7 protein-coding genes are annotated in these 12,524 nt (G+C 70.9%); 3 read left to right on the top strand and 4 right to left on the bottom strand.

The annotated features are described in order from the left end of the window. The first annotated feature begins 71 nt into the window (after positions 1-71). Together V3N99_01140 and V3N99_01135 are read left to right on the top strand one after the other, a co-directional pair. Complete coding sequence (locus tag V3N99_01140) at positions 72-845, top strand: beta-phosphoglucomutase family hydrolase (protein ID MEO3935341.1); 774 nt, start codon at positions 72-74, stop codon at positions 843-845. Further along, complete coding sequence (locus tag V3N99_01135; GenBank protein ID MEO3935340.1) at positions 842-3,199, top strand: glycosyl hydrolase family 65 protein; 2,358 nt, start codon at positions 842-844, stop codon at positions 3,197-3,199. Before V3N99_01140 ends, V3N99_01135 begins: the two co-directional genes overlap by 4 nt. Here V3N99_01135 and V3N99_01130 read toward each other — a convergent pair. Both V3N99_01130 and V3N99_01125 read right to left on the bottom strand, forming a co-directional pair. Continuing rightward, entirely contained in the window at positions 3,178-5,688 is a 2,511-nt protein-coding gene (locus V3N99_01130; GenBank protein ID MEO3935339.1) for a plasma-membrane proton-efflux P-type ATPase, read from the bottom strand. The genes V3N99_01135 and V3N99_01130 overlap by 22 nt on opposite strands. A gap of 93 nt (positions 5,689-5,781) precedes the next feature. Further along, positions 5,782-6,234 (bottom strand): PRC-barrel domain-containing protein, encoded by a 453-nt coding sequence (locus V3N99_01125; protein ID MEO3935338.1) that lies wholly within the window; start codon positions 6,232-6,234, stop codon positions 5,782-5,784. Between the two features lie 1,123 nt (positions 6,235-7,357). Between V3N99_01125 and V3N99_01120 the strand changes: the two genes are divergently transcribed. Beyond that, positions 7,358-9,592, top strand: a complete 2,235-nt coding sequence (locus tag V3N99_01120) for an EAL domain-containing protein (GenBank protein ID MEO3935337.1) — start codon at positions 7,358-7,360, stop codon at positions 9,590-9,592. Here V3N99_01120 and V3N99_01115 read toward each other — a convergent pair. Beyond that, on the bottom strand, positions 9,589-10,860 hold the full coding sequence (locus V3N99_01115) for an EAL domain-containing protein (GenBank protein ID MEO3935336.1): 1,272 nt from the start codon (positions 10,858-10,860) through the stop codon (positions 9,589-9,591). The two genes, V3N99_01120 and V3N99_01115, sit on opposite strands and share 4 nt — an antisense overlap. 118 nt (positions 10,861-10,978) lie before the next feature. Continuing rightward, positions 10,979-12,493 (bottom strand): GGDEF domain-containing protein, encoded by a 1,515-nt coding sequence (locus V3N99_01110; GenBank protein MEO3935335.1) that lies wholly within the window; start codon positions 12,491-12,493, stop codon positions 10,979-10,981. Positions 12,494-12,524: the final 31 nt, after the last annotated feature.

Raw genomic sequence — 12,524 nt, 5'->3', positions numbered from 1 at the left:
TAGTGTGGGAGGGCTCCTGCGTCGTGTGACGGTGCCCGGTGAGTGAACTGCTGAGTCAGGACGTGTCCCCGGTGAGCCGATCCGCGATCACGACGACCGGACTTCGTGCCGGCACCAGTGCCTGCCTCTTCGACCTCGACGGTGTCCTCACCGACACCGCCACGGTTCACGCCCACGCCTGGAAAGAGATGTTCGACCGCTTCCTGACGGCGCGGGCGCAGGAGGCCCACACACCGTACGACGCCTTCGACCAGGTCACGGACTACGACACCTACGTCGACGGCAGGAGCAGGGCCGACGGCACGCGGGCCTTCCTTGCCTCACGTGGGATCGCCCTGCCCGAGGGCGACCCGGGCGACGAGCCCGGCGCACCGACGGTTGCCGGCCTCGCGGCCGCCAAGAACGCCATCGTGCTGCGCCGCATCCGCCACGACGGCGTCGAGCCGTACCCGGGGTCGCTGCGCTACCTGAAGGCCGTGCGGTCGGCCGGTCTGCTGACGGCGGTGGTCTCCTCCAGCGCCAACTGCGCCGAGGTCCTCGAGGCCGCTGGCCTCACTGACCTCTTCGAGGTGCGGGTCGACGGCCTCACCGCAGAGGACCAGCACCTGGCCGGCAAGCCTGCGCCCGACACCTACCTCGCGGCCGCGAAGCTGTTGCACGTGGAGCCGGGGGAGTCGGCGATTTTCGAGGACGCGCTGTCCGGAGTGGCTGCGGGTCGGGCGGGAGGCTTCGGTCTCGTGGTCGGTGTCGACCGGGTCGGGCAGGCAGCCGAGCTGCGTGAGCACGGTGCCGACGTCGTGGTCGACGACCTTGCCGACCTGCTCGGCGGGGTCGACGAGGCATGATCGCCCACCCGGCCTATACGACCGAGCCGTGGTGCCTGCGTGAGACCAGCCTCGACCTCGGGGTGCTGGCGCAGGGCGAGTCGGCGTTCGCCCTGTCCAACGGGCACATCGGGTGGCGCGGCAACCTCGACGAGGGCGAGCCGTGCGGCCTGCCCGGCTCCTATCTCAACGGCTTCTTCGAGGCCCGCCGGCTGCCCTACGCCGAGGCCGGTTTCGGCTACCCGGAGGCCGGTCAGACGCTCATCAACGTCACCAACGGCAAGCTCATCCGCCTCGTGGTCGACGACCAGCCCTTCGACCTGCGCTACGGGCAGCTCGTCTCGCACGAGCGGGTGCTCGACTTCCGCACCGGGCTCCTCACCCGCGCCGTCGAGTGGGTGTCACCGGGGGGCCAGCGGGTGCGGGTCCACTCGACCCGGCTGGTGTCGCTGGCCCAGCGGTCGGTGGCCGCGGTCCGCTACGAGGTCGAGGTGCTCGACACCTCCGCACGGGTGGTGCTCCAGTCGGAGCTGGTGGCCAACGAGTCGTCGCCGCCCTCGGGCGGCGACCCACGCGAGGCCGCCGACCTGCAGGCGCCCCTGCTGTCGGAGGGACATTCCTGCACCGCGTCGGGTGCGGCACTGCTGCACCGTACGGCGGTCAGCGACCTGCGGCTCGGCGCGGCGATGGACCACCGGCTCGACGGTCCGCCGTCGGTGGAGGTCTCGAGCGAGAGCTTCGACGACCTGGGCCGGGTCACAGTCACCGCGACTCTCGAGCCCGGACAGCGCCTGCAGCTTGTCAAGTTCGTCACCTACGGCTGGTCGGCCGTGCGGACCCAGCCGGCGATCACCGACCAGGTGGCGGCGGCACTGACCGTTGCCGTCGAGACGGGATGGGAGGGGTTGGTGGCCGAGCACGGTGCCTACCTCGACGACTTCTGGGGGAGGGCGGACGTCGAGGTCGACGGCGACGCCCGGGTGCAGCAGGCGGTGCGCTTCGGCCTCTTCCACATCCTGCAGGCGAGCGCCCGCGCCGAAGGGCGGGCGGTCGCGGCGAAGGGGCTGACCGGGACGGGCTACGACGGTCACGCGTTCTGGGACACCGAGACCTTCGTGCTGCCGGCGCTCAGCTACACGTCCCCGGGCGCGGCGGCCGACGCCCTGCGCTGGCGTTTCTCGACGCTGACGAAGGCCAGGGTGCGTGCCACCCAGCTGGGGCTGGAGGGGGCGGTCTTCCCGTGGCGCACCATCGACGGGGACGAGTGCTCGGGCTACTGGCCCGCCGGCACGGCGGCGTTCCACCTCGGCGCCGACATCGCCGACGCGGTGGTGCGCCACGTCCTCGTCACCGGCGACGAGGCGTTCGAGCGTGGCATAGGGCTCGAGCTGCTCACCGAGACCGCCCGGCTGTGGTGCTCCCTCGGGCACCACGACCCTCACGGACACTTCCGGATCGACGGGGTGACCGGTCCGGACGAGTACTCGGCCGTCGCCGACAACAACGTCTTCACCAACCTCATGGCCCAGCACAACCTGCGATGTGCGGCCGACGTGGTCGAGCGCCACCCCGACCGGGCGCACGACCTGGGCGTCCCGGCCGACGAGGTGGCGGCGTGGAGAACCGCGGCGCAGGCCATGGTCGTGGCGTACGACGACGCCCTCGGCGTGCACTCGCAGTCCGAGGGGTTCACCAGCCACGAGGTCTGGGACTTCGACACCACCACGCCGGAGCAGTACCCCCTCATGCTCCACTTCCCGTACTTCGACCTCTACCGCAAGCAGGTGGTCAAGCAGGCCGATCTGGTGCTGGCCATGCACCTGCGCGGCGACGCGTTCACTGCAAAGCAGAAGGCGCGCAACTTCGCCTACTACGAAGCGCTCACCGTGCGCGACTCCTCGCTCTCGGCGTGCACCCAGGCGGTCGTGGCCGCCGAGACGGGTCACCTGGACCTCGCCTACGACTACCTGACCGAGGCCGCGCTGATCGACCTCGACGACCTCGAGCACAACACCCGCGACGGGCTGCACCTGGCCTCACTGGCCGGCACCTGGATCGCTCTCGTACCCGGGCTCGCCGGGCTACGCGAGAGCGGCGGGAGCCTCGCCTTCTCGCCGCGGCTACCGGCCGGGCTCACCCGGCTGCGAGCCACGGTCGGCTTCCGGGGCAGCCGCCTGCGGCTGACCGTGACCCCGCAGACGACGACGTACGACGTCCTCGAGGGAGGGCCGGTGTCCCTGCGGCACGACGGGCTGCCGGTGTCGGTCTCGCTCGGCGACCCGGTGACCGTGCCCAACCGTGCATCGCAGGTGGGTCCGACGCCGACCCAGCCGCGACACCGACCCCCCCTGCCTCACCGCGAGAGCGCCACCTGACGACCTGAGCTCGCCCCGCGGTCGAGGACGCGGTACGCCAGCAGCTTGACCCGGTCGGTGGCCAGCGCCCAGGCGATGGCGTAGACCCAGACGAAGGCGGCCCAGCCCCAGCCGAGTGGCTCCATGAACAGCCCGTAGACAGCGATGAACGTGGCGATGACCTGGGTGCCGACAACGGCGGTGAGCAGGATGCGCGCGGGCCGGATCGACCAGAACGGGCCCCGGGTGCGGGTGAGGAAGATCGTCATGTGCCCGGCGACGGACAGCTTGAGGTACATCATCGTCTGCAGCTGGGGCCGGTCGAGGCCGAAGACGCGGTCACCGAGGAAGAAGAGCAGGAACGCGGAGACGACGCCGACGACGCCGAGCACGGTGGAGACGCCGAGGACGAGCCGCATGTTCCACGCTTCGGGCTTCATCCGGTAGCGCACGTTGTCGTAGGCGATGGACAGGATCGCACCGTCGTTGAGGAGCGCGAGCATCACGATCATGATCGCCGTGACGGGGTAGAAGTTGAAGACGAGGATCGCCAGGGTCATGAAGAGCAGCACCCGCAGCGTTTCCGCGATCCGGTAGATGGCGTAGGAGTTCATCCGCTGGAAGATCCGACGGCTCTCCTCGATCGCGTCGATGATCACCGACAGCCCCGGGATCAGGAGCACGATCGCCGCGGCGGCGCGGGCGGCGTCGGTCGCACCGGAGACGGCGATGCCGCAGTCGGCCTTCTTCAGGGCAGGTGCGTCGTTGACGCCGTCACCGGTCATGCCGACGATGTGTCCTCGCGCTTGGAGGACCTCGACGATGTGGTACTTGTGCTCGGGGAAGACCTGCGCGAATCCGTCTGCGGTCTCGATGGACTCGGCCACCGACGTGGCCTCGTGCGCCTTGGCGTCACCCAGGACGGCGGCGTCGAGGATGGTGTCGCCCAGCCCCACCTTGGCCGCAGTCTCCCTGGCGATGGCGATCGCGTCGCCAGTCACCATCTTGACCGAGACGCCCATCTGGAGCGCGGTGGCGATGGTCGACGCGGCGTCGTCGCGGGGCGGGTCGAAGAGGGGCAGCACCCCGAGGAACCGCCAGTCGGGGTGGTCGTCGTCCTCGCCGTCGGAGCGGGCCACGCCCAGTGACCGGAAGCCCCGGGCGGCGAAGTCGTCCACCGCCGAGGTGATCTGAGCCGTCTCGTCGTCGGAGCCGGCGGCGAGGGCGATGATGACCTGGGGTGCGCCCTTGCTGACGGTGAAGGTGCTCCCGTCGGCGGCGGTGACCGTGGCCAGTGTGCGCTTGTGGACCGGGTCGAAGGGCTGGAAGTGGGTGACCGAGTAGCCCTGCAGCCCAATCGGGTCGGCCAGGCCGCCGAGCACCGCGAGGTCGATGGGGTCGTCGTCGTCGGCCCGCGAGGCGAGGGCCCCGGCGAGCACGACGTCGGCGGGCGTGACGTCGGTGGCGGTCCAGGGGTCGCCGAGGGTGAGGGCGTTCTGGGTCAGGGTGCCGGTCTTGTCGGCGCAGAGCACGTCGACCCCGGCGAGCTCCTCGATCGCGACCAGCTTGGTGACGACGGCCTCCTTGGTGGCCAGGAGCCGCGCGCCGACCGCCATCGTCACCGACAGCACGGTCGGCATGGCGACCGGGATGGCGGCCACCGTCAGCACCAGCGCGAACTGCAGGGTCGTGAGCACCGGGTCGCCACGCAGGAGGGAGACGAGCACGATCACCGCCACGAGGGCGACCGCGAGGATGATGAGGTAGTTGCCGATCGTGAGCACGGCCCTCTGGAAGTGGCTCACGGTGTGGGCGTCCTGCACGAGCTCGGTGGTCCGGCCGAAGTAGGTGCGGGTGCCGGTGGCGTAGACGACCGCGCCGATCTCGCCGCGTCGCACGATCGAGCCCGAGTAGACCGCGGCGCCGGCCGGGCAGGTCGTGGGCAGCGACTCGCCGGTCAGGGCCGACTGGTCGACCTCGATCTCGTCGCCGTCGAGCAGGCGCACGTCGGCCGGCACGATGTCACCGAGGCGCAGCCGGATCACGTCGCCGGGCACCAGCGCTCGGGCGGCGGAGGTGATCCACACGCCGTCGCGTTGCACCCGGGCGTTGACCGCGAGGCGGGCCTTGAGGGCGTCGACGGCGTTGCCGGCCTGGCGCTCCTCGCTGTAGCCGACCACGGCGTTGGCCAGCAGCAGCACGAAGATGATGACGAAGTCGGCCCAGTGTCCCACCGCACCGGACAGGACGACCGCGATCTCGATCATCCAGGGGATCGGGCCCCAGAAGTAGGACAGGAACTTCAGCAGCGGGTTGGTGCGGTGCTCAGCGATCTCGTTGGGCCCGTAGGTCTCCAGCCGAGTGGTGGACTCTGCCTGGGTCAGCCCGTCGGGCGAGGTGTCGAGCTGTGACATCACCTGCGCCACGGGGAGCGAGCTGAGGTCGGTCGCCGGGTCGGGTGCTGCGCCGGGTGAGGACCCGGCGTGGGTCCGCGTGTCGTGGGGAGCCATCAGGCCGTTGCTCTTTCCTGAGAAATGATCTGGTGAGGAGCCGGTGCGCGGCGAAGGAGAAACGGGTGAAGAAGGGCTTCCTACCGGCCACCCTCAAAGACCCGGATATGCCCGCGATCCGTGTCCGGCCCCCCAGAGGCCCGTGGGGTACAGGTAGCCTCCGACCCAGGACGGGGTGTAGCCGTAGTGGTTGTAGATGTCGGCATGGTGGGGCCGGTCGCTGACGAGGTCCGGGTCGTAGCCGGGCGCCGCCGCGACCCGCTCGCGGGACTGGTCGATGAAGACGGCGTCCTCGGTGATCTTGGTGACGGCGTCGACGGGTATCAGGCTCTCCTTCTCGCCGAAGCCGAGGAACCCCCCGTGCTCGACGAGGAGGAAGCGGATCTTGTCCTCGCGGTCGTCGACGAGCAGGTCGGTCACCTTGCCGATGCCGTGTCCGTCCTTGTCCTTCACCTCGCGGCCGCGGACGTCGTCGGCAGATCCGTCGACGGTCTCACCTCGGTCGCCCAAGGTGTGGAGGGCGCTGTCGTGGTCGATGCTGGTCATGGAAATGGTCTCCTAGAAGTAGTGGCGCCGGATCGTGGTGGTCAGGCTGGGATGACCGGCGAGTGGCTCACGCCGGAGGTGCGGGAGGTGCGGTCGGCGGCACAGCCGCTTCTGTGGGGCGCCCACCACAGGTCAGCGCCGACGTCAGGGTGGGCGGGACGAGACAGCCTCGTCTCGGTGGGATGGAGTTCGCGGGGGAGCCTGCAGAGTCCTTGAGTGCGCGACGTGCCCGGGTCTGTCCGGCTCGGAGTGTGAACTCCTCGCGCTCGACGGCGGACGGCCGAGTGCGTGCGGTGAGGGCTGTGGTCCCAGCGCTCCCCACGCTACGACATCGCCGGTTGGGGTACTCGGGACCTTCGTCACCTGAGGCGATCCACACGCGCGGGCAGCGCCCCCGCCACGACTGGCGCCAGCTGGCGACCAGCCCGTCTTGCCCCGCAGCGGCGTCCCCGACCACCTTCGCCCGCCCTGCCCAGAGACCGTGTTGCTCTGACGAAGACGTGACGCCGCGATCACCGGGGCGCACCTGCGAGGGACCCGGCCCGCAACCCCGCTCACGACCTTGGCCATGCCGCCGTGGCACAGCACGTCGAGGTCGTCGATGCTGTCGGCGCCAGCGACGATCACCGCGACCACGCACTCCCCCAGCTGCTGCAGCCCGGGCCGTGCGGACCACCGCCTCACCGGGACCGGACCCGCCGACCAGATCAGGTGGGGTTATCGAACGAGCGATCGATCGGGTGGAATGCGTTCATCTGTCGGATGTCTTTTCGGAGCCGGTGATCTTGCCTACGTGAGCCCAGTTCACCTGCACCACACGGACGAGAAGCTGGCGCCGGGGGGGGTGCGCTCTGTCGCGGTCCCGGTCCGCGAGGTGCGCACCGCGGGGGCCATCAGCGGGGGAGTGGACCGCCTGGCAGCGGCGGCCCCACCTCGAGCTCGCCGTACGCCCCGAGCCGGGTCCCGCCCACGCGCTCGGGGACACGTAACGGGAACGACGTCGAGCGTTCCGCTCAGCACTGGCGAGGCGCAGCCGATGGGACATGCGCATGGTCGGGGTCTCCGGGCGTGCTCGTGATCGACGGGCGGGGAGAAGATGGCGAAGCCTCAGCGGATTCGTGGGGTGCTGACCGTCCTCGTGACGTTGGCGATCGTGGTCGGCGAGTTCATGTTCCTCAGCTCCGTCTACTCGCGAGGGGCACCCGTCCGGGCGCAGCACACGCTGGCGGTCCAGCTGGCGAGCGGCCTGCACGAGGTCGACGGCTCCCGGGCCCCTGCCCTCGTGGACGCCGCGATGCCAGGCCTGCTGGCGGCCGGGGTGCCGAGCGGACAGCTCGAGGCACTCCAGCAGGCCACGCGCGCTGTGTCTGTCGCACCCACTGACGCCCGGAGCCTGCTGACGGTGCGGACGACCGCCGATGCCCTGCAGGAGCGGCTGGCCGCTCAGGCGCGCTCCATCGACGTCCAGGCCAACCTCATCTACGTGGCCCTGCTGGTCGTGGTCTCGCTGGGGTGGATGGTGTGGTTCCGTCGGCTCGTGGGCCGTCACCGTGAGCTGCAGCGTCAGATCACCGAGCAGCAGGCGTCCTCGGTCAGCGAGCAGCGCCTGGCGGCGCTGGTGCACAACGCCTCCGACCTCGTCGCGGTCCTCGACGCCTCGACGACCATCACGTATGCGACCTCATCCGCTCTCGCCGTCGTCGGCCTGTCGGCGGAGGACCTCACCGGCCGTCAGCTGCTCTCGATCATCGCCCCCGAGGATGCCCAGATCCTCGCCCAGCACCTCGTCAGCAGTGCCCCGAACGACGAGCACCCCGTACGCCTGCGCATGCACCATGCCGACGGTCGCACCCGGCAGGTCGAGGGCAGCCTGGTCAACCTCGTGGCCGACAGCGCCGTCAGGGGTTTCGTCCTGACGGTGCGCGACGTCACCGACCGGGTCGCCCTGGAGGAGCAGCTGACCCACCAGGCCCTGCACGACCCGCTGACCGGTCTGGCCAACCGGCGCCTCTTCAACGACCGCCTGGCGCACGCGATCGAGCGGCGCAAGGCGGACGACGCCGAGATCGTCGTCCTCTTCTGCGACCTCGACGACTTCAAGGACGTCAACGACCGCTCGGGCCACGACATCGGCGACCAGGTCCTGGTCCACGTCGCCGAGCGGGTGCAGGCCGCCCTGCGCATCGGGGACACCGTCGCCCGGCTCGGCGGCGACGAGTTCGCGATCCTGATGGAGGGGGCGTCCCTCGCCGACGGCCTCGACGTCGCCCACCGGGTGGTCGCGTCGGTCTCGGAGCCGATCCTCCTCCAGGGCCGCGAGGTCGCGGTCGGGGTCAGCGTCGGCGTCGCCGCGAGCGGACCGGGTGCCCGTGGTTCCGACACCGCAGCCGCCCTCGAGGGCGGCGCACCCTCGCCGGAGGCCACGCCCCTGTCGAGCGCCGAGATCCTGCGCAACGCCGACGTGGCGATGTATCTGGCGAAGGACCGCGGCAAGGCCGGCGTCGCCGTCTTCGAGTCCCGGCTGCACGAGCAGGCCATGGAGCAGCTGCAGGTGCGGGTGGACCTCGAGCAGGCCCTGTCCAGCGACGAGCTGGTCCTGCACTTCCAGCCGACCGTCGACCTCACCACCGGCGAGATCGCCGGCTTCGAGGCCCTGGTCCGCTGGCAGCACCCCACGCGGGGTCTGCTGCCGCCGATTTCCTTCATCCCGACGGCCGAGCGCACGGGCCAGATCGTCCCCCTCGGCCAATGGGTCCTGCGCACGGCCTGCGTCGCGGCCGTCGGAATGCAGACACCCGGGCGTCGGGTGACGATCTCGGTGAACGTCGCGGCTGCCCAGCTCGCGAGCCCCACCTTCTGCGACGAGGTGAAGCAGGTGCTGCACGACACGGGTCTCCCGCCGGAGTGCCTCCAGCTCGAGATCATCGAGAGCGTCCTGCTCGGAGACCTCGACACCATCAGCGCACGGCTGGAGGCCCTGCGCAGCCTCCGGGTCCGCATCGCCATCGACGACTTCGGCACGGGATACAGCTCTCTCGCCTACCTGCGCCGACTGCCGGTGGACGTCGTCAAGGTCGACAAGTCGTTCGTCGACAACGTCACGACCGACGCCCACGACGCCGCCCTGACGCAGGCCATCATCGCGATGAGCCAGAGCCTGCAGCTGGTGACGATCGCCGAGGGGGTCGAGGAGGCCGGACAGGCCGACTGGCTCACCGCCGCCGACTGCAGCTATGGGCAGGGCTACCTCTGGTCCCGGCCCGTCCCCCTGGACCAGGCTCGCCTGCTGCTGGCCAAGAGCACACGGCCCAATCCTGCCCCGACGCATCCGGCAGGGCCTGCGCTCGAGGTCGTCTAGGGTGCGCGGGAGACACGCGAGATGAGGGCGGCGGCGACGGCGACGGCGACGTCGCGATCGTGGGTGAGCACGTAGTCGAAGCGCCGCGTGGCGTCCGGTCCGCTGTCGCCGAGGTCACGGGAGACCAGCGCCGCCCCGAAGTGGGGACCGATCACCGCGATGTCCCACTCGCCGACGACGGGGTCCGTCGCCGCGAGGGAACCGCCCCGGAGGCCGGGGAGCGGCTGGGCCGGCATCCCCACACCGAGCACCGCGGCGAAGGCCACGGTGTCGGACAGCTCGGCATACCGCTGGGCGGTCGCGGGGGTGAAGGACGAGACGTGCTGCATCGCGGCGACGACGACGGCGCTGTGACCAAGACTCAGCGCCGCGCGCTCGAGGTGCTCGCCGATCTCGACCAGCAGCTCCCTGCGCGCGGTCCGCGGGCTGGAGTGGGCCCAGGCGATCTCGAAGGGGGATGCGTCGAGGACCAGCCCCGTGCGACGCTCGACAGGGATCGTCCCCGGCGCCGGCGTCGGCACGGCCGAGAGGTCTGGCAGGGGTCCCGGTCGCCCGAGCAGCCAGCCCTGACCCAGTCGGGCCCCCAGACCGCGCGCGAACTCGCGGTGCTGGGGGGTCTCGATGCCTTCGGCGAGGATGAGCGCCCCCGAACGCTCGGCCTCGGCGTTGACCGCGGAGACCACCTCGGCGACGTCGCTGCCGGGCTGCCCCTGCACGAGGCTCAGGTCGAGCTTGATCACATCCGGACGCAGCAGCGGCAGGAGGGCCAACGATGCCCGCTCGGCCCCCACGTCGTCCAGGGCGATGCCGTAGCCCCAGGATCGCACCTGGTCGACGTAGCGCAGCAGCGCGGGCGGGTTGAGGAGGAGGTCGCGCTCGGTGATCTCGAGGATGAGCGACAGGTCGCGCGCGACCCGACGGCGCGCCTGGGCCCGCTCGCTGCTGGCCGCTGCCCGCTTCATCATCCAGTCGACGCCCGACGGTTCGACGTTGACGAAGAGGCTCCACGGCGTCCGGAGGCCGCCTGCGACGGCGCCGTCGATCGCGGACCACCGGCAGGCCTCGTCCAGCTCTCCCACGCACCGGTCTGCCCGCGCGACCTCGAACATCCGGTCGGGGCGCTCGAGAGGATGGCCGACCGGACCACGGGTCAGGGCCTCGAAGCCCACCACGGCACCGGTGTCGAGGTCGACGATCGGCTGGTACACGGAGCGGAGACCCTTTGCCTGCACGAGCTCAAGGACGTCCGAACGAGCAGATGACCCCACCGTCAACGCCACACACCCCCAGACCAAGATAGGACGCCACTCGAACAGGGCGCTGCCCGTGGCATCGGCGTCGGCCGCACGAACCTGAGCAGGCTACCCCCGCTCACCGTCTTCCAGCTCAGGCGGGAGTCGCGAGGGTCACGGGTTGGGGCGCTGCCCGCGGCTGCTCTGTCCAGGTGACGACCGTTCCCTTGCCCACGCGCTTGGCTTCGTACATCGCCTTGTCGGCGCGCTGGAGCATCGACTCAGCCGTGGGGGTGACCTCACCCGGCCGCAGCTGGGCGATCCCGATGCTGGTGGCGAGGGGGACCACGTCCAACCCCGTGGAGACCGGGCGGCTGAACGCTGCGAAGATCCGGCTCGCGACCTCGTGGGGGTCTCCGCCGTCCTCGAGGAGGATCGCGAACTCGTCACCGCCGATGCGCGCCGCGGTGTCGCCGGTGCGGGTGACGGCAGTGAGGCGCTCTGCGGCGCTGCGCAGCACGATGTCGCCGACATCGTGCCCGAACGTGTCGTTGACGGTCTTGAACCCGTCGAGGTCGCAGTAGAGCACGCTCAGGGGCCGGAGGTCACGCTGGTGGAGCTCGAGGCTGTGTCGGAGCCGGTCGTCGAAGAGGACGCGGTTGGGCAGCCCGGTCAGGGGATCGTGGAACGCCAGGTGATGCAGCTCCTGCTGGGCGGCCAGGATCTGGCGGACCAGCGCCCGGTTGTCGAGCACGGCGAGCAGCTGCCTCGCCAGCAGGGCGGCGATCACCACGGCGGCGGCCGCGAGGGTGACCGTGTCACCGTTGCCCGCGAACTGGCCGTGCACGGCGACACCGAGGCCGACGCCGGCGGGGAGGTAGGGCAGCATGGCCCGCGGCGTGGACTCCAGTGCTGCCGTCGCACCCTGCGACGCGTCGGTCTCAGGTGGCGTGGCCCGGTAGGCCGCGACGGTGATCAGGAGGAAGCCACCGAACCAGCCGGCATCGACCGGGGAGCCGGTGGCGTAGCTGCCTGCCGCGGTGAGGTAGGCGAAGCCGGAGTCGGCGACGCACAGGCAGGCCAGACCGACCGCCAGCACCGCAAGACCTGACCGGGTCGCTCGCGTGTAGGTGACGATGACGACGGTCAGCGTCAGCAGCATCAGGTCGAAGAGCGGATATCCCAGCGAGACGGCGAACCCGAGCCCGCTGGTCCCGCCTGCGGTCACCGTGCTTCCCAGTGCGGTGACCCAGCTCAGGATGAGCAGGGCACCGGCCACCAGGACCCCGTCGAGCAGGGACCGCCATCGGGTCGTGCCCCGCGAGACCGTCGAGGGCCACTGGAGGAGCCCGATCGCCGCCAGGACGGGGAAGAGCAGGAAGCCGGCGTCCGCCACCGACGGGAAGGGGGTCTGACGATCGGCGACCAGCTCGTAATAGGACCATGTGGTCTCGCCGAGCGCCCACGAGGCGGTCCCGGCGGCCAGCCACCACCAGGATCGAGCCACTTGCGGTGCTGATCGTCGGGCGCGCCAGGCGCACACGACCGCCGCCGCCGCCGCCGCCAGGAGCTGACCGACGTCGTCGACCGCCCGGCCGACCTGCGGTCCGGCAGGCTGGAACCGCACCAGGAGCATGAACGACGCGATGGTCGCAGCCAGCGGTGCCACGGATGCCCACGGTAGCCCCGAGCGTCGTCTC

It is taken from the genome of Dermatophilaceae bacterium Soc4.6, assembly GCA_039889245.1.
GTDB lineage: Bacteria > Actinomycetota > Actinomycetes > Actinomycetales > Dermatophilaceae > Lapillicoccus.
This window is presented reverse-complemented; position numbering and strand designations above follow the sequence as displayed.

Excerpts from the sequence above, each read along its gene's own strand:
- V3N99_01135 (MEO3935340.1), top strand. The coding sequence starts at position 842 with ATGATCGCCCACCCGGCCTATACGACCGAGCCGTGGTGCCTGCGTGAG.
- V3N99_01130 (MEO3935339.1), bottom strand. The coding sequence starts at position 5,688 with ATGGCTCCCCACGACACGCGGACCCACGCCGGGTCCTCACCCGGCGCA.
- V3N99_01125 (MEO3935338.1), bottom strand. The coding sequence starts at position 6,234 with ATGACCAGCATCGACCACGACAGCGCCCTCCACACCTTGGGCGACCGA.